The organism is Kitasatospora purpeofusca (assembly GCF_042691725.1).
Taxonomy (GTDB): domain Bacteria; phylum Actinomycetota; class Actinomycetes; order Streptomycetales; family Streptomycetaceae; genus Kitasatospora; species Kitasatospora purpeofusca_B.
In genome coordinates this window covers 3552366-3578756 of the sequence record NZ_CP170483.1, presented here as the reverse complement: position 1 = coordinate 3578756, position 26391 = coordinate 3552366, and the positions used below count along the sequence as shown (strand labels likewise).

Here is a 26391-nt window from a genome sequence, read left to right as displayed (position 1 = left end):
ACCGACACCCGCACACCCGCACCCAGGCCCGCCACGCGGAGGAGGAGAGCATGCGCATCACCGGCGACCACGCGGCGCTGGCCATCGAAGGCCGCCTCGACGTGCGCACCGCCGCCGACGCGCGGGCCCGGCTGCACCAGGCCGTCGACGGCGGCCTCGGCGACCTCGTCCTCGACCTCGCCCGCCTGGAGTTCTGGGACGCCACCGGCCTGGGCGTGATCATGGGCACCCACCGCAGGGCCGGCCGGATCGGCCGCCGCCTGGTGCTCCGCTCCGTCCCCGCCCAGCTCCAGCGCCTGCTGGTGGCCACCCGGCTGCACCGCATCCTCGCCGTCGAGGGCGTCACCGCCGATCCCCGCGGCGCCACCCTCCCGGCCCTCTGACCGCCCGCCGCCCGCCGACCGCCCCCGGACCCCGGGAACGGTCGCGGAACGGCGCTGCGCGGGCGGGGGCGGATGTGCGAGAGTCTGGCGTCAGGACACGGCCGCCCGGCCCGCCCTTGCCGGGCGCGGCGGCCGCTACGGGTTGACGGCGCGAGCGTGGGGCGGAGCAGAACGTGGCACAGCCAACCGGTGACTTCCGGCAGGAGTCCGTGCGCACCCGGAGCGGTGAACTGGTCTCCGGGGGACTGCTGGTGGCCGTCGGCGGCCCCGAGGGCTCCGAGGTGCGGCCCTGCCCCGAGGAGTGGCGCCCCCGGCCCCGCCGCACCGAACCCGGCGCGCCCGCCCGCGGCCCGGGCGGCGACGCCGGCCGCCGGGTCGGCCCGCTCGCCCTCGGCGCCGGGGCCGCCGACCTGCCGCTGCTCGACCGCGAGGCCGACATCGCCCAGCTGCTCGGCCTGCTCGCCGAGGGCCGCTCCATACGCCTGGTCGGCCAGGCCGGCTCCGGCCGCAGCGCCCTGCTGTCCGCCGTCGCCGAGGCGGCCGGCGGCCTCGCCCCCGGCGGCGTCGTCCAGCTCTGCGGCCACCGCCGCACCGCCGCCGACCTGCTCCAGGACCTCTTCGCGGCCACCCACCACGCCCCCGGCTACCGCCCCGATCCCGGGCAGCTCGTCGACCACCTCGCCCGGGTCGGCGCGATCGTCGTCATCGACGAGGTCGTGCCCGTCGGCGCCGAACTGGAGGCGCTGCTCGGCGCCGCCCCCGACTGCGCCTTCCTGATCGCCGGCGCCCCCGACGGCCCGCTGCTCGCGGCGGACTCCCGGCTCCAGGACCACCTGGTGGCCGGCCTGTCCCGGCCCGCCTGCCTGGCCCTCGCCGCCCGGCTGGCCGGGCGGCCCCTGGACGCCGCCGAGAAGGCGTGGGCGGTGGACCTCTGGTTCGAGTCCGAGGGCCTGCCGCTGCGCTTCGTCCAGGCCGCCGCGCTGCTGCGCCAGCGCGACGTCGCGGTGGACGCGCTGGTCGCCGCCGAGGAGGACCGGATGGACGTGTTCGGGGCGGTGGAGGAACCCGTCCTCGACCCCGACCCGGCGGTCCGCGAGGCCGCGCTGCGCGACACCGTGCCGCTGCCCTCGGTCGCCGAGTCCACGCTGCCCGCCGTGCGGCTCGCCGAAGGGCTGAGCGAGACCGCGCAGGCCGTGCTGCGGCTCGCCGTGGCGTTCGGCGGCGAGTGCCCGACCGCCCCGCACCTGCCCGCGCTGATCGACGTCGGCCAGGGCGAGAGCGCGCTCGCCGAACTCGCCGACGCCGGGCTCGCCGTCCCGATCGGCGGCCACCACCGGCTCACCGCCGGGGCGCTGGAGCTGCTCGCCCCGCACTGGCCGGCCCGCGGCAGCGCCGACGGCGCCGCCCAGCACTTCGCCTGGTGGGTCGGTCACTCCTCGGTCTCGCTGCCGCAGATCGCCGCCGAGGCCGAGGTGGTGATCGGCGTCCTGCTCGCCGACCGGACCGCCGGACGGCACGATGCGGTGCTGCGGCTGGCCCGGGCGGCGGCCCCCGCGCTGGCGCTGGCGCTGCGCTGGGGGGCCTGGGAGCGCGCCCTGCGGCTCGGCCTGGAGGCCGCCCGGCGGACCGGCGCCCGGGCCGACGAGGCCTGGTTCCACCACGAGCTGGGGGTGTACGCCGTCTGCGCCCATGAACCCGGGCGGGCAGCCGCCGAGTTGGAGGCCGCGCTGGCGCTGCGGGGCGCGATCGGCGAGCCGCGCGGGGTGGCCGGGGCGCGCCGGATGCTCGACCTGCTGCGTGCCGAGGGCCGGCAGCTGCCGCCCGCCGCGCCGGCCAAGGCGGCGCCGGTCCGCCGGACCGGGCTGCGGGCCGTCGCCCGGGTGCCGCTGCGGTTCGGGAACAAGCGCACGGCGATCGCCGCCTCGGCGGCGGTCCTGGCGCTGGGCGTGCTCGGCACGGCGGTCGGGATGACCGTGGCCGGCGCGGAGAAGGGCAACGACCCGCACAGCAGCAGCGACGACGGCTCCGTGCTGCCCGGCGCGGGCGCCTCGCCGCGCTCCACCGCGCCGCGGCCGTCGTCGTCCTCGCCGTCCGCCCCGTCCGCGTCGACCGCCGACGGGCCCTCGGAGGGGGCCGGCGCGGCGGCCCCGGAGGAGCCAAAGGACGAGTCCGCGCCGAGCGGCGGCGCCTCGCGGACGCCGTCCGGCTCGCCCTCGGCGTCGAAGCGGCCGAGCCGCTCGCCGAGCCCGGGGGAGAGCGCCACCACCGCCCCGCCGCAGCCCCCGGCCACGAACCCGCCGCAGCCCCCGGCGGGCGGCACCGGCGGCGGTACGGCGGGCGGGACGAGCGGCGGCGGAACGAGCGGCGCAGCGGGCGGGGGAACGACCGGCGCAGCGACCGGGGGAGGCGGGAGCACCGGCGGCGGGACCCAGCCGACCGGCGGGACCACCCCGCCGCCCGCCACGACGAGCCCGGCACCCACCGGGACCGCCTCGCAGACACCCACGGAGACGGCTACGCCGTCGGGCCCGGCGAGCCCGACGGCGTCCGCGTCGGCTCCGCCGACCGGTCCGTGACCGGTCGGATCAGAACAGCTTCAGCTTGTCGTCGTCGATGCCGCGCAGCTCGTCGTAGTCCAGGACCACGCAGCCGATGCCGCGGTCGGTGGCCAGCACGCGGGCCTGCGGCTTGATCTCCTGCGCGGCGAAGACGCCCTTCACCGGCGCCAGCAGCGGGTCCCGGTTGAGCAGTTCCAGGTACCGGGTGAGCTGCTCGACGCCGTCGATCTCACCGCGCCGCTTGATCTCGACGGCGATCGTCGTACCGTCCGCGTCGCGGCACAGGATGTCGACCGGGCCGATCGCGGTCGGGTACTCGCGGCGGATCAGCGACCAGCCGGAACCGAGCACCTCCATCCGGTCCGCGAGCAGCACCTGGAGGTGCGCCTCGACGCCGTCCTTGATGAGGCCGGGATCCACGCCCAGCTCGTGCGAGGAGTCGTGCAGCACCTCCTCCAGCGTGATGATGAGCTTCTCGCCGGCCTTGTTCACCACCGTCCAGACCCCGTCGGCCTCCTTGAGGGCGCACGGCGGGGACATCCAGTTGAGCGGCTTGTAGGCACGGTCGTCGGCGTGGATGCTGACGCTGCCGTCGGCCTTGACCAGGATGAGCCTGGTGGCGGAGGGCAGATGGGCGGAGAGCCGACCGGCATAGTCGACTGAGCAGCGGGCAATTACGAGACGCACGGTCGACCACGCTAGCCCACCGGGGCCAGTTGATGCGATTCCACGACGACCGGGTGAAGAATCCGCGAACCCCGCCACGATGGATGCCCTGCGATCCCGCGAATGCCCGTCGGCACCCTGGCGGCCACCACCATAGGCCGCTACGGTGTGTGACGGATTGCTTGCGGGAGTGCTGTCAACGGGGATGGAGACTTCAGATGAACGATCCGACAGGATCCGGCCAATGTGGTGCACCCGGGCGCATTACCGGAGCAATCCACCGGAACCACCGGCCTGGCTCGTCGTTGACTGCCACGCTGTTCTGAGCGGCCGACGCCCCCGACCTGCGTCCCTCGACAGGTCAGCGGCGCCCCCGCGTCGGCGCGGTGCCGGAAACACGGCCGTCCGGCGGCGTCACACCCGTCCGACGGTGTTCCGGACATTCACGCGCCCCACCCTCACCCTCAGCTTGGACTTGGACTACGCATCACCGCCCGGGCGCTGCGCGGGTGGTTCGCGAGAGGAGAACCCATGTCGCTCGACGTCTCACCGGCCCTGCTGGAGAAGGCCGAGCGGGACGAGGTCGACGAGCGGGAGTTCGTCGACTGCGTCCGCGTCTCCCTGCCCTACGCCTGGGACCTGATCAGCTCGCTGGTCGCCCAGACGGAGGTCGACGGCACCGACTTCGCCGACAACCAGGTACCGCCGCCCAGCGAGCAGGCCCGCGGCCAGCTCCTGCGGGCGCTCGCCAGCAACGCCATCCGGGGTGCCCTGGAGCGGCACTTCGGTGTCGAGCTGGCCTTCCAGAACTGTCACCGGGTGGCGGTGTTCCGGCCGTCCTCCGCCAACAAGAAGCGCTACGAGCGCTTCACCTCGGTCCGCGAACAGCTGCTCAACCAGTCCGAGGAACTCCGCGACTGTTAGTCGCCCGCTCGCCTCCGGGGGCTCGGAGGCTCAGCTCAGCTGCGGGAGCACCTCGGAGCCGAGCCGGGCGATGTTGTGCAGGGTCGCCTCCCGGTCGCCGCTGCCCTCGGCGAGCAGGGCGAAACGGCGGATGCCGGTCCGTTCGGCCGTGGCCAGGAGCCGGTCCGCGCACTGCCTCGGCGTGCCGACGGCGTGCAGGTCGCAGAGCAGTTCGGTGTACTGGCGCGGGTCGCGCATCCTGCGCTCCCGGCCGTCCACCGTGCGGTGCGCGCCGAGCCCGAACTCGAACCAGCCGGGCATCGCGCGCAGCAGTGTGGCCCGGGCCGCCGAGGTGCGGTCGTCGACCTGGGCCACCCCGGCCGCGACGTGCCGGCGGCTGATCCGGCGCAGCTGCTCCTCACCGCGTCCGGCCGCCAGCCAGGCGGAACGATACAGCTCCAGCATGTGCAGCTTGTCCTCGTCGCCGGAGTGCATGCCGAGCAGCATCGGCAGGCCGCGTTCGGCGGCGGTGCGGACCCCGCCGGGCGAGGTGCAGGCGACCACCACCGGGGGCCCGGCCGCCGGGCGGCCGGCGGTGGTGAGGTGCTCGTCGGCGGGGCCGTCGGCGTCCTGGCGCTGACGGGGGAAGCGCAGCACCCCGGTCCGCCGGTCGAGGCCCAGCCAGGCCCCGAGGTCCGGGCGCCGGGGCGGTTCGGTGGCCCGGGGCACCACGGCCACCTCGGGGAAGCTGAACTGCGGTCCGGCCGCGCCCACCCGGGAGCCGCGCAGCCAGCGCAGCAGCAGGTCGAGCCGCTCCGGGAAGCCCCCCTCGAAGGCGTCCACGCCGCTGCCGAAGACGTCCAGGTCGATCCACGGGCCGCCGCGCCCCACCCCGAGCGTGAAGCGTCCGCCGGAGGTGAGGTGGAGCAGCGCGGCCTGTTCGCCGAGGGCCACCGGGTGCGCGGTGGAGAGCACGCTGACCGCCGTGCCGACGCCGATCCGCCTGGTCCGGCCGAGCAGCAGCGCGGCCAGCGTCGCGGCGTTCGGGCAGACCCCGTACGGCACGAAGTGGTGCTCGGCCAGCCACACGCTGTCCAGTCCCGCCTGCTCGGCCGCGACGGCGGCGCGCACGGTGCGGTCCAGTGCCTCGCCGTGCGTCTGGCCGGGGAACTGTGCGGAGAGCAGGAAGGCGCCGACCCGGACCGGTCCGGTGCCCGCGGTGGCGGCGCCGGCGTCCTGCACCGTGGGGAGCGGGATTTCGGCGGTGGTGTCGGCAACGGCCGTGATGGTGCTGGTTCTGGTCATACTGAGGCCTCCTCGGGTGCGCGCAGGGTCTGCGGGCCCCGCCTGTCCCCTCGTGAGTAGCCGATGTCATGTGCCAATGGCACGCCGGAGCACCAATTTCCCGGAGAAACGGGTGGATCTCCGCAGAAACACCCGATCATCGTCCGATGCCGTGATAGTGACCCGGGTGGGCAGCGGCCGGCCGTAGGCTGGAACGGTTCCCGCACCCCGTAGAGAGGTAGCCGCCGTGTCGCCCCGACGCAACCGGATCAAGAGCGCCGCCGACCGCGACCAGGCGGAGTCGGCCGCACCGCTGGGTGGCTCGATGCGCCGGACCGAGAACTACCAGGGCGACGAGTGGGTGGTGCAGACGGTCGCCGGGACCGCCGGCCGGCACTACCGCTGCCCGGGCTGCGACCAGGAGATCCCGCCCGGGACGGGCCATGTGGTGGCCTGGCCGATGCACGGCGCGGGCGTGGACGACCGGCGGCACTGGCACCGGGCCTGCTGGGGTGCGCGGGAGCGCCGGGCCTCGAACCTGCTCCGCGGCCGCGGCGCTCCCAGGTACTGACCCGCCCGGGCTCAGGCGTCGCGCTTCTTCAGCACCAGCGCCCCGCCGAGCAGCGCGGCGAGCGTCCAGGCCAGGCAGATGACGAAGCCCGCCCACGGCCCGTACGGCTGGCCGTGCTGCTCGTAGACCAGCAGCATCCGCGAGCCGGCGTAGTCGGGGAAGTAGTGGGCGACGGTCTTGGCGCCCGGCACCGCCGAGAGGATCGGCGAGAGCAGGAAGAAGAACGGCACCAGGACGCCCAGCGCCAGGGTCTGGTTGTGCAGCATCGCGGTGACGCCGGCCGAGAAGAGGCAGAGCATCGTGAGGTAGAGCGCGGCGCCGAACACCGCGCGCAGCACGTTCGGCTCGCCCAGTGAGGTGGAGTGCTCGCCGAGCAGCGCCTGGCCGGTGAAGAAGGTGAGGAAGGCCGTCACCAGCGAGACGGCCAGGGCGAGGGCGCCGAGCACCACGGCCTTGCCGGTGAGCAGGGTGCCGCGCTGCGGGACGGCGGCCAGGGTGACCCGGATCATCCCGGTGCTGTACTCGTTGCCGACCGCCAGCACGCCGAAGACGATGATGGCCAGTTCGCCGAGCATGATGCCGGCGAAGGACGTTCCGGTCGCGTCGAACGGGGAGTTGTCGCTGCGGAACTCCTCGAAGTTGTTGTTGGTGAGCAGCGACAGCAGGGCGCCGAGGCCGAGGGTGACCACGAAGGTCAGCGCGAGGGTCCAGACCGTCGAGCGGACGCTGCGGATCTTGGTCCACTCGGAGCGCAGGACCGCGGGGAAGGACGCCATCTCAGTTCTCCTCCGTGCTGCGGGAAGTGGGCTGCCGGGTCGGGCCGCCCTTCCAGTCGGCGCCCCAGGTGCCGGGTGCGCCGGCCGCGTCGCGTCCCGGCCCGTCGCCGGCGTGGTACTCGACCGCGTCGGCCGTCATCTGCATGAACGCCTCCTCCAGCGAGGCCTGCTGCGGGCTGAGCTCGTGCAGCACCAGGCCGTTCGCGGCGGCCAGTTCGCCGAGTGCCGCGGCGTCGCCGTCGACCACCTCGTACGAGCCGTCCGGGCCGGGTTCGTGCCGCAGCCCGGCGCCGGCCAGGACGTCGAGCAGTCGCTCGGGCTGCGGGCTGCGCAGCCGGACGGCGGAGCGGGAGTTGCGGCGGATGAACTCGGCCATCGGCAGGTCGGCGAGCAGCCGGCCCTTGCCGATGACCACCAGGTGGTCCGCGGTGACGGCCATCTCGCTCATCAGGTGGGAGGAGACGAAGACGGTGCGGCCCTCGGAGGCGAGCCGCTTCATGAGGTTGCGGATCCAGAGGATGCCCTCCGGGTCGAGGCCGTTGACCGGTTCGTCGAACATGACGATCTCCGGGTCGCCGAGCAGCGCGCTGGCGATGCCGAGGCGCTGGCCCATGCCGAGCGAGAAGCCGCGGGCGCGTTTGCGGGCGACCGGGGTGAGGCCGACCAGGGCGAGCGCCTCGTCCACCCGGCGCTCGGGGATCCGGTTGCTCTGGGCGAGCCAGAGCAGGTGGTCGCGGGCGGTGCGGCCGGGGTGGACGGCCTTGGCCTCCAGCAGTGCGCCGATGTACTTGAGCGGTTCGTTCAGCTGTCCGTATCTCTTGCCGTCGATGGTGACGCGGCCGCCGGTGGGGCGGTCGAGGTCGAGGATCATGCGCATGGTGGTGGACTTGCCGGCGCCGTTGGGCCCGAGGAACCCGGTGACCACCCCCTGCGGGACCTTGAAACTCAGCCGGTCCACGGCCAGCGTCCTGCCGTAGCGTTTGGTCAGGTCGTGCAACTCGATCATGGAAGCTCCCTCACTCTCCGTCAGGCTATGACATAGCGGACAAGGAGGCCCGCCGAGTGGGCCCGCCGGGCGCACCGGAATACGGTGGCCCCATGACCCAGCTCCCCTCCGCAGTGTCGGTCCGCGAGAGCGGCACCGGAACACCCCTCGTGCTGCTGCACGCCTTTCCGCTCAACGCCGCCATGTGGTCCGCCCAACTGGACGAACTGCCCGGCCCGGCCGGGGACCGGGCCCGGGTGATCGCCCCCGACCAGCGCGGCTACGGCGGCAGCGGGCTGGGCTCCGAGGAGCCCTCGCTGGAGGCCGTCGCCGACGACGTCGCCCGGCTGCTGGACACCGCCGGGATCGACCGGGCGGTGCTCGGCGGGATCTCCATGGGCGGGTACGTGGCGATGGCCTTCGCCGAGCGGCACCCGGACCGGCTGTCCGGCCTGCTGCTGGCCAACACCAAGGCCACCGCCGACCCGCAGGCCGCCAAGGAGAACCGGGAGCGGATCGCCTCCGCCGTGCTGGCCCGCGACAGCGTCCGGCTGCTGCTCGACGAGCGGATGGCGAACGGTCAGCTCGCCCCGGGCTCGCAGCACCTGGCCGACCGGGTGGCGGAGCTGATCGCCGCCGCCCCGCCGGCCGCCGTCGCCTGGGCGCAGCGGGCCATGGCGGCCCGGCCGGAGCGCCTCGACGTGCTGGCCGGCCTGCGGGTGCCGGCCGCCGTGGTGGCGGGTGCGGAGGACGGCCTGATGCCGCTCGCCGAGGCGGAGCTGATGGTGCGGGCCCTGCCGGACGCGGAGTTGACGGTGCTCCCCGGGGTCGGCCACCTGAGCGCGATCGAGGCGCCGGAGGCGTTCGACGCGGTGGCGCTGCGGCTGCTGGAGCGGGTGGCGGCGGGATGAGGGAGGAACGGGCGGAGGCCGGCGGCTGGGACTTCTCCGCGCTGGAGGTGAGCGGCCGGATGCCGGTGACCAACCGGGCCGAGGGGCTGCTCGAACTGACCCTGGAGCCCCTGGGCGAGGACTACTGGCTGCGCCCGGGGGAGACGTTCATCGTCACCTCGTACGGGGACTACGGCCCCGGGCACCCCTTCGAGGTGCAGTACTGGCCGGACTCGGTGTCGGTCTGGTGCACCTCGTGGTTCGGGACGGTCTCGGACGACGAGGGCAACCAGCTGAGCTGCGGGCACCAGCGCCCGGACGGCGCCTACCCGCGCTGAGGAGACGGGACGGCCCCCGCCCGGGGAGGGCGGGGGCCGTCGGGGCCTGCGGGCCGCGTCAGCGCGACTGCTGGGCGGGCACGCCCATGGTGTCGTCGTTCGGCAGCGAGGCGGCGGCCACGGCCGCGCCGGTCAGCGTCGCCAGCATCTCGCGGACGTTGGTCAGCTGGGCGTTGATGCTGTCGCGGCGGTTGGTGAGCGCCGCCAGCTCGCGCTCGGATTCGCTGCGGATCCGGTCGGCCTTGGCGTTGGCGTCGGCCACGATGTCCTCGGACTGGCGCTGGGCCGTCTCGACGGTCTGGCGGGCGCGGCGCTCGGCGTCGGTGCGCAGCTTCTCCGCCTCCAGGCGGAGCTGCTCGGCACGGTGCTCGATCTCGGCCAGCCGCTTCTCGGCCTTGGCCTGACGGGCGGCCAGGTCGCGCTCGGACTGCTCGCGGCGCTTGGCCAGGTTGGTCTCGAACTCCAGCGCGGCCTGGGCGGCCTTGGTGCGGGTCTCCTCGAAGAGGGCGTCCGCCTCCTCGCGCTTGTTCTGGGCGTCCTTGTTGGCCTCGGCGCGCAGCTGGGCGGCGTCGCTCTTGGCCTTGTCGACGATCCGCAGGCCCTCGTCCTCCGCCTTGGCCTTGCGGTCCTTGGCGTAGTTCTCGGCCTCGCTGCGGACCTGCTGGGCGGCCGCCTCGGCGAGCTCGCGGTGCTGCTCGGCGGCGCGGTGCGCCTCCTCGCGCAGGTCCTTGGCCTCCTCCTCGGCGAGCCGCAGGATCTTCTCGACCCGGGCACCGAGACCGGCGTACGACGGCTCGGACTCGGCGACCGCCGCCTGGGCGGTCTGGGTCTCCAGGTGGAGCTCCTCGATCCGCTTCTCGAGGGCGCTGATCCGGGTCAAGGCACTGTCACGGTCGGCCACCAGCTTGGTGATCCGCTCGTCGACCTGGGCGCGCTCGTACCCACGGCGCACCAGGTCGAAGCCGTGAGGGGAGTGACTGTCGCTCATGGGGTTCTGGGCTTCCTGTCGTCAAACCGCTGAGGTGGTTGAGGGAATCCTGACACGGTACCGGAGTGTCGGCGACGAAACGCCGTCGTCCCGCGGACAATGTCCGCTCAATCGGGTGGTGCGCTCTTGGAGCGATTGCCACCCGACCGGGGGGAGCCAATTCCGGCACCAGCCTTGGCACCCCCGTCCTTCTTGGTGCCGCTGCTTCCCCCGTTGGCCTGTGCGACCGGCGACGGCGCCTCGAAAGCCTCCAGGGCGGACAGCACGTCCTGCACCCTGGAGATCTCGGTGTTGATGTCCTTGCGGCGGCGCACCAGCTCGTCCAGCTCGCGCCGGCCCTCATCGGTGGCCCGCTTCGCCTCGGCCCGCGCCTCGGCGAGCAGCCGCTCGGCCTCCGCCTTCGCCAGCTCGACCTGCTCGTCGGCGGCCCGGTCGGCGGCCCGCAGCCGCTTCTCGGCCTCGGCCGACGCCGAGTCCAGCCGCTCCTCCGCCTCGTCCTGGGAGGACTTCAGCTTGGCCTCGGCCTTGATGATCAGGGCCTCGGCGCGGTCGGTGGAGCTGGCGAGCTTGGTCTCGGCCTCCTTCAGCAGCCCCTCGGCCTTGCGGACGGCCGAGAGCCGGACCTTGCTGGCTTCGGCGGACGCCTCCGAGGTCAGCTCGTTGGCGTGGTCCTCGGCGGCCGCGACCAGCGCCGCCGCCCGGTCCTCGGCCTCGGCGACGGTGGCCACCGCCTGCTCCTCGGCCTCGGTCAGCTGCTCCTGGGCGGCCGTCACCAGCGCGTCCACCCGCTCGCCGGCCGACTTCATGGCCTGCGCGTTCTCCTTGCGGGCGCGCTCGTGCAGGGCCTCCACCTCGGCGTCGGTGCGCTCGCGCAGCTCCTCGGCGCGCTCGCGGATCGCGGTGGCGTCCCGGCGGGCCTCGGAGAGCAGCGCGTCGGCGTCGGCGCGGCCCTTCTCGACGGCCTCCTGCCCGGCGGCCTCGCCGCCCGCGACCAGCCGGTCGGCCTCCTTGCGGGCCGCGGCGACCATCGCGTCCGCCTGCTCCTCGGCGGCGGCGGTGGTGGCCAGCGCGGTGGTCCGGGCGTCCTCGCCGAGCGACTCGGCGTCCGCGAAGGCCTTCTCCAGCACGGACTTGGCCCGCTCGCGGGTGGCCCTGTCGAACTGCTCGGCGGTTTCGCGGACCTCGGCGTCGTAGGCGTCGGCGCGGCCGTGGGTGGCCGTGTCGTACTCGTCGGCGAGGGTGCGGGTGGCGAGCGCGTACTCCTCGGCCTCGGCACGCAGCGCGGCGGCGAACTCCTCCGCCTCGGTGACGGTGCCGACGGCCCGCTCCTCGCCGGCGGCCACCGTCCGGGCGGCCAGCTGCTCGGCCTCGGCACGCTGCTGCTCGGCGGCCTCCTGGGCGGCGCGCAGGGTGTTCTCGGCCTCGCCGCGCAGCTGCTGGTCGTAGGCCTGCGCCTCGGCGCGCAGCCGGGCCAGCTCGGCCTCGGCGGCCTCGTGGTCGGCGGCCAGCTCCAGCTCGGTCTGCTCGCGCAGGGCGGTCGTCTCGGCGTCGGTCCTGGCGCGCAGGTCGGCGGTCTCGCGCTCGGCGCTCTCGCGCAGCCGGGCCACCTCGTGCCCGGCGGTGGCGCGCAGCTCGGTGGTCTCGCGGTCGGCGAGCGCCCGCAGCTCGGTGGTCTCGCGGTCGGCGGTGTCGCGCACTTCGGCGGCGGCGCGCTCGGCCTGCTCGCGCAGCTCCTCGGCGTCCCGCTCGGCGGTGGCCCGCAGTCCGGCGATCTGCTGGGAGGCGGTCTCGTGCAGCCCGGCCACCGACTGGCGGACCTCGGCGGCCGCCTCCTCGGCGGCCTCGACCAGGGCGGCGGCCTCGGTGCGGCCGGCCTCGACCAGCTCCTCGCCGTCGCGCCGGGCCTGCTCCAGCTCCTCGCCGGCCTCGGTACGGATCGCCGCGGCGGTGGCGCGGGCCTCGGACAGCTCACGGCCGGCCTCGGCGCGGACCGTCTCGGCCTGCTCCCCGGCGAGCGCCAGCTCGGCCGCGCCGCGCTCGCGCAGTTCCTTGACGGCGGCGTCGGCCTTGGCGAGGCGCTGTTCGGCGGTGCTCTCGGCGGCTTCGAGGACGCGTTCGGCCTCGGCCTGGAGGCGGGCGGCCTCGGTGGCGGTGCGCTCGGTGAGTTCCGCCGCGGCGGTTTCGGCTTCGGTGCGGACGTGTTCGGCGTGGGCGTCGGCGGCCTCCCGGACGGCGGCGGCCTCGGCGGCCGTGCGCTCGGTCAGCTCCGCCGCGGCCGTCTCGGCCCGCTCGCGCGCGGTGGCGGTTTCGGTGGCGGTGCGCTCGGTCAGCTCTGCCGCGGCGGTTTCGGCTTCGGTGCGGACGTGTTCGGCGTGGGCGTCGGCGGCCTCGCGGACGGCGGCGGCCTCGGCGGCCGTGCGCTCGGTCAGCTCCGCCGCGGTCGTCTCGGCTTCGGTGCGGACGTGCTCGGCGGTGGTCTCGGCGGCTTCGAGGGCGCGTTCGGCCTCGGCCTGGAGACGGGCGGTTTCGGTGGCGGTGCGTTCGGTGAGTTCCGCCGCGGCGGTTTCGGCTTCGGTGCGGACGTGTTCGGCGTGGGCGTCGGCGGCCTCCCGGACGGCGGCGGCCTCGGTGGCGGTGCGCTCGGTGAGTTCCGCCGCGGTCGTCTCGGCCCGCTCGCGCGCGGTGGCGGCGGCGGACAGCTGCTCGGCGGTCTCCTCGCGCTCCCGGAGCAGCCCGGCGGAGGCCTCCTCGCGCTCGCGCCGGCTCTCCTCGCGCAGCGCCTCGGCGGCGGCCTCGGCCTCGGCCCTGGCCCTGGCGGCCTCGGTGTCGGCCTCGGTGCGCACCCGTTCGGCGTCGGCCACCGCGGCGTCGCGGACGGCGTTCGCCTCGGCCTGCGCGTCGGTCCGCAGCGCCTCGGCGGCGGCGTTCGCCTCCGTGCGCACCCGCTGGTCGAACTCGGTGGCCTCGCGGCGCAGTTCGGCGGTGTCGCGCTCGGCGGCGGCCCGGTTCTCGGCGGCCGCGGCCTTGGCGGCGGTGAGCGCGTCCCGGCCCTGCTGCTCGGCGGCGGCGGTGGTCTTGGCGGCCTCGGCGCGGGCCCGCTCCAGGGTCTGCTCGGCCCGGCCCTGGGTCTCGGCGGCCTGCTCCTTGGCCTGCTCGCGCAGCCGCTCGATCTCGGCGGCGGCGCCCGTGCGCAGCTCGTCCGCGTCGGACTTGGCCCTGGTGAGCAGTTCCTCGGCGCTCTTCGCCGATTCCTCGATCTGCACCACGGCCTGCCGGCGGGCCTCGCCGCGCACCCGGTCGGCCTCGGCGGCGGCCTGCGAGCGCAGTTCCTCCGCCTCGGCGCGCAGCCGGGCGGCCTCGTCCTGCATCTCCTGGATCCGCTCGCGGACCGCGGCGGCGTCGTCCAGGGCGGCGTTCTGGGCGGCCTCGACGGCGGCCTGCGCCTGCTCGCGCAGCCGCTCGGCCTCGGCGGCGGCCTCGGCGCGGATCCGCTCCGCCTCGGAGGTGGCGCCGGTGCGGGCGGCCTCGGCGTCCTGGCCGGCCCGGTCGAGCATCTCCTCGGCGGCCTTGGCGGCCTTGGCCAGGTGGGCGGCGGCCTCGGTGGCCCCGGCCGTCCGGCCCGCCTCCTCGGCCTCGCCGCGCAGCCGCTCGGCGGCGGCCTCGGCCTGCGCCCGCAGCTCGGCGACGTCCCGGTCGGCCTGGGCGCGCATCTCGGCGATCGCGGCCTCGGCCTCGGCACGCAGTTGTCCGGCCACCGACTCGGCGGTGGCGCGCAGCCGCTCGCTCTCCTCGGCGGCGGCGGCCTTGGCGGCCTCGGCCTCGGCCTGCTTGGTGGTGGCCTCGGCGCGGATCGCGTCGGCCTCCTTGGTCGCGTGGGCGACCATCCGGGCCACCTCGGCCCGGGCGGTCTGCGAGCGCTGCTCGTTGGCGGCCGCGCCGTCGGCGGCCTTCCGCTCGGCGGCGGCCTCGGCGTCGGCCTGCAACTGCTCGGCGGCGGCCTCGGCCTGGGCCCGCAGCTCGGCGGCCTCCTGGCGGGCCCGCTCGGCCTCGGCGACGGCCTCGGTGCGCAGCCGTGCTATCTCCGCCTGGGCGTGGCCCAGCTCCTGCTGGGCACGGGCCTGCTCGGCGGCGGCGGTCTCGGTGAGCCGGCCGATCTCGGCCCGGGCGACGGCCAGCTGCTGCTCGGCGGCGACGTGCGCGGCGGCGAGCTGCTGCTGGGCCTCGCCACGCGCGGCGTCCACGTCGGCGGCGGCCTGGGCGCCGGCCTGCTGGGCCTGCTCGGAGGCGGCCCGCAGCAGGCGCTCGGCATCGCTCTGGGCGCGCTGGAGGGCGGCCTCGGCGGCGGCCTGGGCCTCGCCGCGGGCGGCGTCCACGTCGGCGGCGGTCTGCGCGCGGGCCTGGTCGGAGAGCGCGGCGGCCTCGGCCCGGGCGGCGGCCATCATCCGATCGGACTCGGCGCGGGCCTCCTGCAGCAGGCGCTGGGCCTCCTGCTCGGTGCCGGCCCGGGTCTGCTCGGCCCAGCTGACGTTCTCGTTGACGTGCTGCTCGGCGCTGCGCCGCAGCTCGGCGAGCTCGTCCTCCAGCTGGCGGCGGCGGGCGGTCAGCTCGGCCTCCAGCCGGGCGGTGCGCTCGGCGGCCTCGGCCATGATCCGCTGGGTGGCGGCCTGGGAGTCGCGCAGCTGGCGCTCGGCGTCGGCGCGCAGCTGCTGGGCCTGCATCTCGGCGGTGCGGAGCATCTGCTCGGCCTGGCCGGACACGGCGTCGAAGGCGCGCGGCTGGGCGAGCATGCGGCGGGACTCGTGCAGCTTGGCCCGGAGCACCTCCACCTGGTAGGCGAGGTCTTCGGCATGCTCGACTGCCTTGTCCCGCTCCTTGCGAGTCCGATCCATCTCGGCCTCGAACTGGGAGAGGTGATCGTCAACCTCGTAGCGGTCGTAGCCCCGCACTCCGCGGTCCCATCCATCTCCTGGTTGCGTCCTCGACCCGGCCGGTCCGCGCTCCCGTTGTCCGGGCACGGTCCGACTGGTCCTTGCATCCGCGGCCGTCCGGACATCCCCGCCTAGCCGGGAACGCCTGCCGCGGTCGTCGGAGTCCGGGGCGCGGGAGCGCGGTCGATCCGCATTCCCCCGTCCGGGTGGACTCCTGGGCGAACTCTTGCCTTGTGGAGAATGGTGACAGATCCGTCTTGCGACTGTTCAGCCGTGCCCGCGTAATGGACTCCCCTGCGACGGGCCTCCCACCGGGGCGGACGGGCCTGTCTTCGGCCGTGCTCGTCGTCCCCGTCCCCCGGAGTCTTCGCGCACCTGGGCATTGTAGTGGGAGCGTCTTGCGGGGGAATGGCCGCGTGGGGGTTTTCCGGGTTGTCCGGTGAGGTTACTGACGGGTCATGAGGGTGGCGGGGCGGCCGACGGCCGGGTGCCGCCCCGCGACGGCGGCCCGCCTCAGTGCGCGTCGGGCCCGGCGGCGGTGACCAGCTCGGTCAGCACCCCGCCGCAGTCCTTGGGGTGCAGGAAGGTGATCCGCGAGCCCATCGAGCCGGTGCGCGGCTGCTCGTAGAGGACCCGCACGCCCTTGGCCCGGATCTCCTCCGAGTCGGTGTCGACGTCGGCGGTGCCGAAGGCGATGTGGTGGACGCCCTCGCCGTTCTTCGCCAACCACTTGCCGACCGGGGAGTCCTCGCGGATCGGCTCCAGCAGCTGGAGGTAGGAGGCGCCGCCGTCGCCGGTGTCGTTGATCTTGAGCATGGCCTCGCGGACGCCCTGCTCCTCGTTGACCTCGCTGTGGAACACCTCGAAGCCGTAGGTGGCGCGGTAGAACTCGACCGTCTTGTCGAGGTCGCGGCAGGCGATGCCGATGTGGTCGATGCGGGTGAGCACGGGGGCCTCCGGTGTGGGGCGGGTGCGACAGGACGGCAACAGTGCAGCGCATGCCGGACGGCGGCGCCAGTGATCGGGGTGCGAGCCTGCTCACACGGGTCGCGCGGCAGGGTTCACCCGGATCGACGCGGCACGGTGTTGACTGGATGGTGCCAGTGCGCTCGATCACATCTTGGGTCCGGTGACGCGCGGGTAACAGGTCAGTACATTGAGCGGAATCCTCCACCTGGCCACGACGTGCGAAGGGGCTCGTCCCATGACCAACACCACCTCAGTGATCGTCGCCGGGGCGCGGACCCCGATGGGCCGGCTGCTCGGCTCCCTCAAGGGCTTCTCCGGTGCCGAGCTCGGCGGATTCGCGATCAAGGCAGCGCTGGAGCGGGCCGGTGTGTCCGGCGACCAGGTCCAGTACGTGATCATGGGCCAGGTCCTGCAGGCCGGCGCGGGCCAGATCCCGGCCCGTCAGGCCGCCGTCGGGGCGGGGATCCCGCTGAGCGTCCCGGCGCTCACCATCAACAAGGTGTGCCTCTCCGGTCTGGACGCCATCGCGCTGGCCGACCAGCTGATCCGGGCCGGCGAGTTCGACATCGTGGTGGCCGGCGGCCAGGAGTCCATGACCAACGCCCCGCACCTGCTGCCGAAGTCCCGCGAGGGCTACAAGTACGGCGCGATCGAGCTGCTGGACTCGATGGCGCACGACGGCCTGACCGACGCCTACGAGAACATCCCGATGGGCGAGTCGACCGAGAAGCACAACACCCGCCTCGGCATCCCGCGCGAGGTCCAGGACGAGATCGCCGCGGCCTCGCACCAGCGGGCCGCCAAGGCGCAGGCCGACGGCGTCTTCGACGCCGAGATCGTCCCGGTGGGGATCCCCCAGCGCAAGGGCGAGCCGGTCCTGTTCAGCCAGGACGAGGGCATCCGCGCCGACACCACCGTCGAGGGCCTGGCCAGGCTGCGCCCGGCGTTCACCAAGGACGGCACCATCACGGCCGGCACCTCCTCGCAGATCTCGGACGGCGCCGCCGCCGTGGTCGTGATGAGCAAGGCCAAGGCCGAGGAGCTGGGCCTGAGCTGGCTCGCCGAGATCGGCGCGCACGGCAACGTCGCCGGCCCGGACAACTCGCTGCAGTCGCAGCCGTCCAACGCGATCAAGCACGCGGTCGCCAAGGAGGGCATCGCCGTCGGGGACCTCGACCTGATCGAGATCAACGAGGCCTTCGCCGCCGTCGCCCACCAGTCGACGAAGGAGCTCGGCGTCTCCTCCGAGATCGTCAACGTCAACGGCGGCGCGATCGCGCTCGGCCACCCGATCGGCATGTCCGGCGCCCGGGTGGTGCTGCACCTGGCGCTGGAGCTGCAGCGCCGCGGCGGCGGCGTCGGCGCGGCCGCGCTGTGCGGCGGCGGCGGCCAGGGCGACGCGCTGATCGTCCGGGTGCCCAAGGCCTGACGACCGGCGTCACGACCGATTTTCCGGGGCTGCGGACCGCCACCAGCGGGCCGCGGCCCCTCGGCGCAAGGAGCAGCCACAAGATGATCGATGTGCCGACCCTGGTCGAGCAGGCCCGGCAGGGCCGTCCGCGGGCCGTCGCCCGCCTGATCTCGCTGGTCGAGAACGCCGCGCCCGAGCTGCGCGAGGTGATGGCCGCGCTGGCGCCGTACACCGGGCACGCCTACACCGTCGGCCTGACCGGCTCGCCGGGCGTGGGCAAGTCCACCTCCACCTCGGCGCTGGTCTCCGCCTACCGGCGGCTGGGCAAGCGGGTCGGCGTGCTGGCGGTCGACCCGTCCTCGCCGTTCTCCGGCGGCGCCCTGCTCGGCGACCGGGTCCGGATGCAGGACCACGCCACCGACCCCGAGGTGTTCATCCGCTCGATGGCCACCCGCGGGCACCTCGGCGGACTCTCCTGGGCCGCCCCGCAGGCGCTGCGGGTGCTGGACGCGGCCGGCTGCGACGTCATCCTGGTGGAGACGGTCGGCGTCGGCCAGTCCGAGGTGGAGATCGCCGCGCAGGCCGACACCACGGTGGTGCTGCTCGCCCCCGGGATGGGCGACGGCATCCAGGCCGCCAAGGCCGGGATCCTGGAGATCGGCGACCTGTTCGTGGTCAACAAGGCCGACCGGGACGGCGCCGACGCCACCGCCCGGGAGCTGAACCACATGCTGGGCCTGGGCGAGGCCCGGGAGCCGGGGGACTGGCGCCCGCCGATCGTGAAGACCGTCGCGGCCCGGGGCGAGGGCGTGGACGAGGTGGTCGAGGCGCTGGAGAAGCACCGCGCCTGGCTGGACGAGCACGGCGGGCTGGCCGTGCGGCGCCGGCGCCGGGCCGCCGACGAGATCGAGGCGATCGCGCTGGCCGCGCTGCGTGCCCGGATCGGCGATCTGCACGGGGACCGGCAGCTGGCCGCGCTGGCCGATCGGGTGGCGGTCGGCGAGCTGGACCCGTACGGCGCGGCCGACCGCCTGGTGGCCGGCCTGACCACGGCCTGACCACGGCCCGGTCCGGCCCGCGCGCGACGACCGGAGGCCGGCACCCCGCGGCCGGGGTGCCGGCCTCCGGTCCGTTCGCCCTTTCGTCCGTCCGCTCAGCCGCGGCCGCGCAGGCCCCGCAGGTGCTCGGCGACGGGGGCCAGCGCCTCGTACATCGCGTCGAGCTGCTCGGGGGACAGGCGGTCGATGAAGTGCGCCCGGACGCTGCGCACATGGCAGGGCGCGACCCGCTGCATGGTCTCCCAGCCCTGCTCGGTGAGGTGGGCGTAGAGGCCGCGCCGGTCGCCGGGACACTCCTGGCGCAGCACCAGGCCGGCGGTCTCCATCCGGGTGATCTGGTGCGAGAGCCGGCTCTTCGACTGGAGCGTGGCGGTGGCCAGGTCGGTCATCCGCATCCGCCGCTCGGGGGCCTCGGAGAGCACCACCAGGATCTCGTAGTCGTTGATCGCCAGGCTGTGCGGCTGGAGTTCACGGCTGAGCTGGTAGTCCAGCAGCTTGGCGACCTCCAGGTGGGCGCGCCACAACCGCTGCTCCCGGGCGGTCAGCCAGGGGGTTTCCTCGTCGGGCCGTTCGGACGGCGGGGCCGAGAGGGCTGCGGGGTCGATCGTGTGCGTCTCCATGGCATCCAGGGTACCGCATTTAGTTCAATGTTGTACGACTTTGCCGGTAACGGACATCCGGCGACCGGCGGGATCCGGCCACGGCGCGGCGGGACGCCCCCCGCGCCGCGGCCGTCGCGCTCAGAGCCCGAAGCGCCGCCCGAGGTCGCCCAGGTTACCGAGGCCGGGCACGTTCACGTTCGGCAACTGGCCGCCGTGTCCCGAGGCGTGCTGGGTCGGCACCCCGCCCATCGGCACCCCGGCCTCGGCGTGCACCTGGCCGACCGCCCGCTCCGCCATCAGCACCTCGGTCGACTGCAGCAGCACCTGGCCGGCGCCGATGAACTCGAACTGGTGCTCCTCGCCGGATGCCCCGCCCAGCCCGGTGAGCCGGCGCAGGCCGCCGAGCAGCCCGTGCATGTAGTCGTGGTCGTAGTGGTGGCACGGCGCCGGGCAGTCCGCCCAGCCGACCAGCGCCTGCGGGTCCACCCGGATCGGCGGCTCGACGAAGTGCACCGGCCCGTTGGAGGCGGCGACGAACTTGCCGGTGCCGATCAGGGTCAGGAAGCCCGGGATGATCGACTGCTTGAGCTTCAGGGTGGGCTCGTAGGCCAGCAGGTTCCCCGAGCGGACCGTCAGGTTCCCCTCCTCCAGGTCGTAGGAGTTGAGGTCGAAGGCCCGGTCGGCCAGCAGCAGCTTGCCGCGCCCCTCGGCGACCACCCAGTCCGCCGCGTGCATCGGCGAGTTGAAGTTGCCGAGCAGTCGGTCGGCCGCGCCGGCGCCGACGCCCTTGAAGGAGATGTCGCCGTAGTAGGCGATCATCTTGCCCTTCTGCAGGAAGTACGAGCCGTTGAGGTCCACCGAGAAGGCGTACGGGTTGACGTTGTCGTTGGACGGCAGGCTGTGCGCGTCGTGCACCACCGGGCCGGAGCCGTCCTGCGCCTTGGGCAGCGGGGCCTGCGCGCCGCCGTACTGCTCCTGGGCGTACTGCTGCGGCGGCTGGGCGGGGTAGCCGGGCGGCGGGGGCGGCGGGTAACCGCCCTGCTGGGGGTAGCCCTGCGGCGGGTAGGGCTGCCCCTGCGGGGGATAGGGCTGCCCCGGCGGCGGGTACGGCTGGCCCGGCGGGGGGTAGGGCTGGCCCTGCGGCGGGTAGCCGGGCGGCGGGGCGGCGGGGTAGCCGGGCTGGGTCGGCTGGCCGTACGGGTCGTGCGGCTGCCCGTACGGAGGCTGCGGCGGGTAGGACATCAGAGCTTCTCCTCGCTCGCCTGCACGTACACCGTGCCGTTCCCCGACAGCTCCAGCTGGAAGGCCTCGCCGGAGCCGCGGCCGATCATGTCGCGCCACCCGAGCGCGGTGGACAGCTTGTTCTGGACCTGGCCGCGGTGCGCGACGTAGGCCTGCGGGTCGACGTGCACCGGCTGGTGCGGGGTGATCGGCAGCTCGAAGACGCCGCCGTGCGCCATCACCGCGACCGCGCCGTGGCCGTCCAGCTTGGTGGTGAACAGGCCCTGGCCGGTCACCTGGCCGCGGACCATGCCCATCACACCGCCCTGCGAGCCCATGAACATGGTGGACTGCTGGAGCGAGCCCTCGAAGGCCAGCAGCCGGTCGGCCTCGACGTACAGGGTGTCGCCGGTCAGGTCGATCACGTGCACGTGGTGGCCGCCGTGGCCGAACATCACGCTGCCCTGGCCCTCGACGGACATCAGCGGGGTGTCCTCGTTGGCCACCCGGCGGCCGATCATCGACATCACGCCGCCCTGCCCGCCGGTGATGTTCGGCGTGAACTTCACCTCGCCGGTGTACGCGAGCATCGCGCCGCGCTGGCTGAACAGCCGCTGGCCCGGCACGACCCGGGCCTCGATCATCTTGTTGTTGATCTTCGTGAACGCCATCAGACGTCCCCCCCGATGGTCAGCTTCTCGGAGGGCTGCACGTAGACCAGGCCCTCGCCGGTGAACTCCACCTGGACGGCCTCGCCGCCGCCCTCGCCGATGAAGGTGCTCCAGCCGGCGCCGGACTTGATGGAGCGGTTGAGGTTGCCGGTGTGGGCGACGTACGCGCCGGGGTCGACCCGTAGCGGCGTGCCCTGGGAGACCCGCAGGATGATCGCCGGCCCCTTGGAGGTGACGGCGGCCCAGCCGTGGCCCTCGACCTTGGTGGTGAACAGGCCGTTGCCGGAGGACACGCCGTTCAGGCCGGTGAAGCTGGTGCCGGTCTTCAGCGTGCCCTCGGTGCAGAGCAGGTTGTCGGATTCGACGTAGAGCGTCTCGCCGTTCAGCCGGACGAGATTGATCTCGGTGGCCTGGTCGGCGAAGTAGCAGGTCCCCTGTCCTTTCACCTCCATGACCGTCATCTGCTCGCCGGTGAGCCGGCGGGTCACCATGCCGCGCAGGCCGTCACCGCCCCCGCTGAGCTTCTTGAAGTTCATCTGGCCCGTGTAGGCGACCATCGAGCCGTTCTTGGCTTTCACGGAATCGCCGGTCATGTCGACGGCGAGCGTCTTTGACCCCTGGAGTCGAAACTGTGCCACGGCCGCAATCTAGCGGTCGGCGGGCGTGGCGGGGGAGGGGGTGAGGGTGTTCTGGTACGCGTCTGCGACAAAGCGGGCCGCCGCGCTCCGCTCCCACCCCGGCGGCGGGTTCGGACAGGTGCTCGGTGATAATGGAGCGAATGCTTGTGAGCCGGTTCACAAGCGATCTCCGAGCCCCCCGCGTATCGAGGTACTCATCGTGAACAGCAGCGCCGTCCACCGCCTGCGCCTGGTCTCCGGCCCCGAAGGGGTCTCCTTCCTGCTCCTGCTGCTCTGCTCGGTGCTCAAGCGCACCACCGACTTCAACGCCGTACCGGTGATGGGCATGGTCCACGGGATCCTGTTCATCCTGTACGTCGTCTTCTGGATCATGGCCTGGCAGACGCAGAAGTGGGACGTCAAGCGCGGCGCCCTGCTGTTCATCCTCTCGGTGCTGCCCGGCGGCGGCTTCGTGGCCGAGCGGATGCTCGCCAAGGAGGAGCGCGGCGGGGCCGCGGTGCCGGCCGCGGCCTGACCTCCCCGCGCCGACCCGCGCGCGGCACGCCGGCAGGCTGCCGGGGCCCCTCTCCCAGTGGGCCCCGGCAGCCTGCCGTCTTTTCCGGGGGTGGTCCGTCGGTGGCTAGTTGACGCCCACGGCGCTCCAGGCCGCGGCCACCGTCTGGTACTCCGTGGTGTTGGTGCCGTTGTAGAGGTCCGCCGCGGCGGCCAGGGTGGCGGCGCGGGCCGCCTTGTAGTTGGTGCTGGAGGTGAAGTACACGGTCAGCGCCCGGTACCAGATGGCGGCGGCCTTGTCGCGGCCGATGCCGGTGATGGTCGAGCCGTTGGCGGTCGGGCTGTTGTAGGTGACGCCGTTGATCACCTTGGTCCCGCTGCCCTCGCTGACCAGGTAGAACCAGTGGTTGGCCACGCCCGAGGAGTAGTGGACGTCGATGCCGCCGATCCCGGAGTACCAGGTGTCCTTGGACGAGCCGTCCTTGGAGGGCTTGTCCAGGAAGCGCAGCGGCTGGCCGTTGCCGAAGATGTTGATCTTCTCGCCGATGAGGTAGTCCGGCACGTCGACCGGCAGGTTGGCGTACCACTCGACCATGGTGCCGAAGATGTCCGAGGTGGCCTCGTTGAGGCCGCCGGACTCGCCGGAGTAGGTCAGGTTGGCGGTCGCCGAGGTGACGCCGTGGCTCATCTCGTGGCCGGCCACGTCGAGGGCGGTCAGCGGGTTGACGTTGCCGTTGCCGTCGCCGTAGGTCATGCAGAAGCAGGAGTCCTGCCAGAAGGCGTTGACGTAGGCGTTGCCGTAGTGCACCCGGTTGCTGGCGCCGACACCGTTGTTCTTGATGCCGGTGCGGTTGTAGGTGTTCTTGTAGAAGTCCCAGGTGACGCCGGTGCCGAACTGCGCGTCGACCGCGGCGGACTGGGTGTCGGAGGCGGTGCCGTTGCCCCAGTTGTTGTCCGCGTCGGTGTACAGCGCGTTGCCGCTCTTGGCGTTGCCGGTCCACTGGTTGCCGCGGGACGGGTCCTTGAGCTGGTAGGTGGTGCCGCTCTGGGTGGTGTTCAGGGTGACGGTGCCGACGTGCACGCCCTTGCCGGTGCCGTTGACGGTCTGCACCTCCTCGTGGGTGGAGAGCACCTGGCCGGTGGCGGCGTCGGTGAGCAGCCGCTGGCTGCTCGGGGTGCCGTCGGCCCGCTCGCCGTGGACCACGGTCTGGTAGGCCAGCCGCGGGCTGCCGTCGCCCGCCCAGACCACCAGGGCCGGGGTGCTCGCGCCGTCGACCCGGGTGACCGGGGAGGCGTCCTTGTCGCTCGGCGCGATGCCGACGGTGGCCCGGACCGAGTCGACGGCCTGGGTGGAGGCGGTGCCGGCGGAGAGCGCCGGGGTGAGGCTCGGCAGCGAGAGCCGGCCCTCGAAGGCCCGGTCCACCGAGGTGATCGCGCCGTTGGCCTTCTGGTGGACGACGAGGTCGCCGCCGAGGACCGGCAGGCCGGCGTAGGTGCGGTCGTAGCGCAGGTGGCGCGTGCCGTTGGCGTCGACCACCACGTCCTTGACGACCAGTTGCTCCTGGCCGCCGAGGGCGAGCGCCTTCGCGACCGGCGCGGCCTGCTGCCCGGCCAGCGCGATGAGCGACACGCGCTGCGGGACGGGCGCGGCCTGGGCGGGGGCGGCGGCGACCTGGATCGCGCCGGCCAGCAGGGCGGTGGCGGAGAGTGCGGCGCCGACTGTCAGCTTTCGCTTCACGAGCGGGTTCCTTCCACGAAACCGCGGGTGCGCGGTCACGCCTCGTACCGGGGCGCCGGGGTTGGCGCCAGGGGCGGTAGGGCGCTGACGTGCTGGTCCCGTGCGGCCTGACGCGCCGTCGATGGGTGGGGGCGACGGGCGTCCGGACGGGGCTGTGGGCAGAAGCATGACAATGCAGGTCGTGAAAGAACAGGGCGCCGAGGGGGATTGGCCAGGTCTCGCCAAGACCCGTACGGATGGGTTCGGGTACGACAATTGACCGCTTCGCCCCGGTTGATCCCTTGGCGGGTTCCCGCCAACGGCGGGGCTTGCCGACCCCGGGCGGCGTTGCTACGCGGGCGAATGAACGGCGGACGGGACGGGCGTCCGGGGCGCTCCCCTCCCGGCGAGGACCCCGGACGTCCGTCGGGCGGGCGTCAGTTGACGTTGACGCCGCTCCACGCGGCCGCCACCGCGCTGTACTCGGCGCTGCCGGCGCCGTAGAGGTCGGCCGCCGCGCTCAGGGTGCCGGCGCGGGCCGTCTTGTAGGTGGTGGTCGAGGTGAAGTAGACGGTCAGCGCGCGGTACCAGATCGCCGCCGCCTTGTCCCGGCCGATGCCGGTGACCGTCGAGCCGTTGGAGGTCGGGCTGTCGTAGGCGACGCCGTTGATGGTCCTGGCGCCGCTGCCCTCGGCCAGCAGGTAGAAGAAGTGGTTGCCCACGCCCGAGGAGTAGTGGACGTCCAGGCCGCCCACCGAGGAGGACCAGTAGTCGGCCGAGCCGCCGTCCTTGGAGGGCTTGTCCATGTAGCGCAGCGGGGTGCCGTCGCCGTTGATGTCGATCTCCTCGCCGATGAGGTAGTCCGGCTTGTCGGCGGGGAGGTTGGCGGACCACTCGACCATGGTGCCGAAGATGTCCGAGGTGGCCTCGTTGAGGCCGCCGGACTCGCCCGAGTAGTTCAGTCCGGCGGTGGCCGAGGTGACGCCGTGGGTCATCTCGTGGCCCGCGACGTCCAGCGCGGTCAGCGGGTTGGTGTTGTTGGTGCCGTCGCCGTACGTCATGCAGAAGCAGGAGTCGTTCCAGAACGCGTTGACGTAGTTCCGGCCGTAGTGGACCCGGCTGGTGGCGCCGACGCCGTTGTTCTTGATGCCGTTGCGGCCGAAGGTGTTCTTGTAGTAGTCCCAGGTGGCCGCCGCGCCGAACTGGGCGTCCACCGCGGCCGACTGGCGGTTGGCGGCGGTGCCGTCGCCCCAGGCGTTGTCGGTGTCGGTGAGGAGGGTGCCGGAGCCGGAGGTCCTGCCCTTGAGGTCGCTGGTGGACTGCCCGCCGCGCGAGGCGTCCTTGAGCTGGTAGGACGAGCCGCTCTGGGTGGTGGTCAGCGGGACGGTGCCGACGAAGACGCCGGTGCCGGTGCCGGAGGCGGTCTGCACCTGCTCGTGGCCGGAGAGGACCCGGCCGGTGGCGGCGTCGGTGACCAGCAGTCGGCTGCTCGGGGTGCCGTCGGCCCGGACGCCCTCCACGGTGGTCCGGTAGGCCAGCCGCGGGCTGCCGTCGGCGGCCCAGACGACCAGCTGGGCGGCGCCGGATCGGCGCACCTCGGTCAGCGGGGACTCGTCCTTGTCGGCGGCGATGCCGACGGTGGAGCGCACCGCGCCGGAGGCCTGGGCGGCGGCCTGGTCGGCGGGGATCTTCGGGGTCAGGCTCGGCACCGTGATCTGCGCGGCGACGGCCCTGTCCACCGCCTTGACGGCGCCGTCGGCGGCCTGGTGCACCACCAGGTCGCCGCCGAGCACCGGCAGGCCGGCGTAGGTGCGCTCGAAGCGGAGGTGGCGCGTGCCGTCGGCGTCGACCACCGCGTCCTTGGCGACCAGGGCCTCCTGGCCGCCCAGCCCGAGGGCCCCGGTCAGCGGACCGGCCTGACCGTTCGCCAGCGCGATCAGGCCGGCGCGGTGCTGCGCGGCCTGCGCCTGGACCGTGGGGGTGGGGGTGGCCTGGGCGGCGGTGCTCACCTGGATGACGCCGGTGAGCAGGGCGGTGGCGGAGAGTACGGCGCCGGCTGCGAGCTTTCGCTTCACGTACAGGTCCTTCCGGGAAACCGCGTGTGCGCGGTCGCGCCGCGCTCCGGGGCGCCGGGGGTGGCACCTGAGGGGCGGAACGGGCGCTGACGTGCTGCTCCGTGCGGTCCACGGTGGTCACCGGTGAGTGGGGCGGTGGCCACCGGACGGGGCTGGCGGAAAGCATGACAATCCAACAAGTGAAATGACAGGTCTCGTTCATGGATTGGCCAGGTCTCGCCAATGCGGCGGAAGGTGAACAGTGTGACGAAAGGGGCGAATCGCCCC

Annotated in this window: 22 protein-coding genes; 9 read left to right on the top strand and 13 right to left on the bottom strand. The window is 74.0% G+C overall.

What is annotated here, in order from left to right; translation table 11 throughout:
• Positions 1-50 precede the first annotated feature (50 nt).
• Complete coding sequence (locus ACFCLZ_RS14940; protein WP_380285377.1) at positions 51-383, top strand: STAS domain-containing protein; 333 nt, start codon at positions 51-53, stop codon at positions 381-383.
• 173 nt (positions 384-556) lie between these two features.
• Positions 557-2959 carry an ATP-binding protein gene (locus ACFCLZ_RS14935; protein WP_380285376.1) on the top strand — a complete coding sequence of 801 codons (2403 nt, stop codon included), beginning with the start codon at positions 557-559 and terminating at the stop codon, positions 2957-2959.
• Between the two features lie 9 nt (positions 2960-2968).
• On the opposite strand, the gene nucS is transcribed toward ACFCLZ_RS14935, so the two are convergent.
• Positions 2969-3628, bottom strand: coding sequence for an endonuclease NucS (nucS, locus tag ACFCLZ_RS14930; protein ID WP_380285375.1), 660 nt, complete (start codon positions 3626-3628; stop codon positions 2969-2971).
• Positions 3629-4138: 510 nt separating this feature from the next.
• On the opposite strand from nucS, the gene ACFCLZ_RS14925 reads away from it, so the two are divergent.
• Positions 4139-4531, top strand: coding sequence for an SCO5389 family protein (locus ACFCLZ_RS14925; RefSeq protein WP_380285374.1), 393 nt, complete (start codon positions 4139-4141; stop codon positions 4529-4531).
• A gap of 30 nt (positions 4532-4561) precedes the next feature.
• Here the strand turns inward: ACFCLZ_RS14925 and ACFCLZ_RS14920 are convergent, their stop codons facing one another.
• Positions 4562-5815, bottom strand: coding sequence for an LLM class flavin-dependent oxidoreductase (locus tag ACFCLZ_RS14920; RefSeq protein WP_380285373.1), 1254 nt, complete (start codon positions 5813-5815; stop codon positions 4562-4564).
• 226 nt (positions 5816-6041) lie between these two features.
• Here ACFCLZ_RS14920 and ACFCLZ_RS14915 point away from each other — a divergent pair, with 226 nt between their 5' ends.
• Positions 6042-6365 carry an ATP/GTP-binding protein gene (locus ACFCLZ_RS14915; protein WP_380285372.1) on the top strand — a complete coding sequence of 108 codons (324 nt, stop codon included), beginning with the start codon at positions 6042-6044 and terminating at the stop codon, positions 6363-6365.
• Between the two features lie 11 nt (positions 6366-6376).
• Here ACFCLZ_RS14915 and ACFCLZ_RS14910 read toward each other — a convergent pair whose 3' ends face one another.
• Together ACFCLZ_RS14910 and ACFCLZ_RS14905 are read right to left on the bottom strand one after the other, a co-directional pair.
• Positions 6377-7141, bottom strand: coding sequence for an ABC transporter permease subunit (locus ACFCLZ_RS14910; protein WP_380285371.1), 765 nt, complete (start codon positions 7139-7141; stop codon positions 6377-6379).
• A gap of 1 nt (position 7142) precedes the next feature.
• Positions 7143-8147: an ABC transporter ATP-binding protein gene (locus tag ACFCLZ_RS14905; RefSeq protein ID WP_380285370.1), complete on the bottom strand. Its 1005-nt coding sequence runs from the start codon at positions 8145-8147 to the stop codon at positions 7143-7145.
• Between the two features lie 92 nt (positions 8148-8239).
• Between ACFCLZ_RS14905 and ACFCLZ_RS14900 the strand changes: the two genes are divergently transcribed.
• Both ACFCLZ_RS14900 and ACFCLZ_RS14895 read left to right on the top strand, forming a co-directional pair.
• Positions 8240-9037: an alpha/beta fold hydrolase gene (locus ACFCLZ_RS14900; RefSeq protein WP_380285369.1), complete on the top strand. Its 798-nt coding sequence runs from the start codon at positions 8240-8242 to the stop codon at positions 9035-9037.
• The gene (locus ACFCLZ_RS14895) at positions 9034-9354 is read left to right on the top strand and encodes a hypothetical protein (RefSeq protein ID WP_380285368.1); all 321 of its coding nucleotides are present in this window, start codon (positions 9034-9036) and stop codon (positions 9352-9354) included. The genes ACFCLZ_RS14900 and ACFCLZ_RS14895 overlap by 4 nt, the downstream gene beginning before the upstream one ends.
• Positions 9355-9412: 58 nt before the next feature.
• On the opposite strand, the gene ACFCLZ_RS14890 is transcribed toward ACFCLZ_RS14895, so the two are convergent.
• From ACFCLZ_RS14890 to mce, 3 genes are all read right to left on the bottom strand, one after another.
• Positions 9413-10342, bottom strand: a complete 930-nt coding sequence (locus tag ACFCLZ_RS14890; RefSeq protein WP_380285367.1) for a cellulose-binding protein — start codon at positions 10340-10342, stop codon at positions 9413-9415.
• A gap of 107 nt (positions 10343-10449) precedes the next feature.
• A complete protein-coding gene (locus ACFCLZ_RS14885) occupies positions 10450-15288 on the bottom strand; it encodes a hypothetical protein (protein WP_380285366.1) in 4839 nt (1612 codons plus the stop codon).
• Positions 15289-15783: 495 nt separating this feature from the next.
• Positions 15784-16218: a methylmalonyl-CoA epimerase gene (mce, locus tag ACFCLZ_RS14880; protein ID WP_350553093.1), complete on the bottom strand. Its 435-nt coding sequence runs from the start codon at positions 16216-16218 to the stop codon at positions 15784-15786.
• A gap of 256 nt (positions 16219-16474) precedes the next feature.
• Between mce and ACFCLZ_RS14875 the strand changes: the two genes are divergently transcribed.
• Positions 16475-17668, top strand: a complete 1194-nt coding sequence (locus ACFCLZ_RS14875; protein ID WP_380285365.1) for an acetyl-CoA C-acetyltransferase — start codon at positions 16475-16477, stop codon at positions 17666-17668.
• Between the two features lie 83 nt (positions 17669-17751).
• Positions 17752-18708, top strand: coding sequence for a methylmalonyl Co-A mutase-associated GTPase MeaB (gene meaB / locus ACFCLZ_RS14870; RefSeq protein ID WP_380285364.1), 957 nt, complete (start codon positions 17752-17754; stop codon positions 18706-18708).
• A 95-nt stretch (positions 18709-18803) separates the two neighbouring features.
• On the opposite strand, the gene ACFCLZ_RS14865 is transcribed toward meaB, so the two are convergent.
• The 4 genes from ACFCLZ_RS14865 to ACFCLZ_RS14850 form a co-directional block, all read right to left on the bottom strand.
• Positions 18804-19328, bottom strand: a complete 525-nt coding sequence (locus tag ACFCLZ_RS14865; protein WP_380285363.1) for a MarR family winged helix-turn-helix transcriptional regulator — start codon at positions 19326-19328, stop codon at positions 18804-18806.
• A gap of 120 nt (positions 19329-19448) precedes the next feature.
• Positions 19449-20258, bottom strand: coding sequence for an AIM24 family protein (locus ACFCLZ_RS14860; protein ID WP_380286173.1), 810 nt, complete (start codon positions 20256-20258; stop codon positions 19449-19451).
• A gap of 293 nt (positions 20259-20551) precedes the next feature.
• A complete protein-coding gene (locus ACFCLZ_RS14855) occupies positions 20552-21202 on the bottom strand; it encodes an AIM24 family protein (RefSeq protein ID WP_380285362.1) in 651 nt (216 codons plus the stop codon).
• Positions 21202-21840, bottom strand: a complete 639-nt coding sequence (locus ACFCLZ_RS14850; RefSeq protein ID WP_380285361.1) for an AIM24 family protein — start codon at positions 21838-21840, stop codon at positions 21202-21204. Before ACFCLZ_RS14850 ends, ACFCLZ_RS14855 begins: the two co-directional genes overlap by 1 nt.
• Positions 21841-22036: 196 nt before the next feature.
• Between ACFCLZ_RS14850 and ACFCLZ_RS14845 the strand changes: the two genes are divergently transcribed.
• A complete protein-coding gene (locus ACFCLZ_RS14845; protein ID WP_380286172.1) occupies positions 22037-22354 on the top strand; it encodes a DUF3817 domain-containing protein in 318 nt (105 codons plus the stop codon).
• A 105-nt stretch (positions 22355-22459) separates the two neighbouring features.
• On the opposite strand, the gene ACFCLZ_RS14840 is transcribed toward ACFCLZ_RS14845, so the two are convergent.
• Positions 22460-24070: a M4 family metallopeptidase gene (locus ACFCLZ_RS14840; protein ID WP_380285360.1), complete on the bottom strand. Its 1611-nt coding sequence runs from the start codon at positions 24068-24070 to the stop codon at positions 22460-22462.
• A gap of 416 nt (positions 24071-24486) precedes the next feature.
• Positions 24487-26124: a M4 family metallopeptidase gene (locus ACFCLZ_RS14835; protein ID WP_380285359.1), complete on the bottom strand. Its 1638-nt coding sequence runs from the start codon at positions 26122-26124 to the stop codon at positions 24487-24489.
• Between the last annotated feature and the right edge of the window lie 267 nt (positions 26125-26391).

What these genes read in the sequence shown, in the direction of transcription:
- ACFCLZ_RS14940 (WP_380285377.1), top strand. Translation starts at nt 51, where the DNA reads ATGCGCATCACCGGCGACCACGCGGCGCTGGCCATCGAAGGCCGCCTC.
- ACFCLZ_RS14925 (WP_380285374.1), top strand. Translation starts at nt 4,139, where the DNA reads ATGTCGCTCGACGTCTCACCGGCCCTGCTGGAGAAGGCCGAGCGGGAC.
- ACFCLZ_RS14920 (WP_380285373.1), bottom strand. Translation starts at nt 5,815, where the DNA reads ATGACCAGAACCAGCACCATCACGGCCGTTGCCGACACCACCGCCGAA.
- ACFCLZ_RS14910 (WP_380285371.1), bottom strand. Translation starts at nt 7,141, where the DNA reads ATGGCGTCCTTCCCCGCGGTCCTGCGCTCCGAGTGGACCAAGATCCGC.
- ACFCLZ_RS14905 (WP_380285370.1), bottom strand. Translation starts at nt 8,147, where the DNA reads ATGATCGAGTTGCACGACCTGACCAAACGCTACGGCAGGACGCTGGCC.
- ACFCLZ_RS14900 (WP_380285369.1), top strand. Translation starts at nt 8,240, where the DNA reads ATGACCCAGCTCCCCTCCGCAGTGTCGGTCCGCGAGAGCGGCACCGGA.
- ACFCLZ_RS14895 (WP_380285368.1), top strand. Translation starts at nt 9,034, where the DNA reads ATGAGGGAGGAACGGGCGGAGGCCGGCGGCTGGGACTTCTCCGCGCTG.
- ACFCLZ_RS14890 (WP_380285367.1), bottom strand. Translation starts at nt 10,342, where the DNA reads ATGAGCGACAGTCACTCCCCTCACGGCTTCGACCTGGTGCGCCGTGGG.
- ACFCLZ_RS14875 (WP_380285365.1), top strand. Translation starts at nt 16,475, where the DNA reads ATGACCAACACCACCTCAGTGATCGTCGCCGGGGCGCGGACCCCGATG.
- meaB (WP_380285364.1), top strand. Translation starts at nt 17,752, where the DNA reads ATGATCGATGTGCCGACCCTGGTCGAGCAGGCCCGGCAGGGCCGTCCG.
- ACFCLZ_RS14865 (WP_380285363.1), bottom strand. Translation starts at nt 19,328, where the DNA reads ATGGAGACGCACACGATCGACCCCGCAGCCCTCTCGGCCCCGCCGTCC.
- ACFCLZ_RS14855 (WP_380285362.1), bottom strand. Translation starts at nt 21,202, where the DNA reads ATGGCGTTCACGAAGATCAACAACAAGATGATCGAGGCCCGGGTCGTG.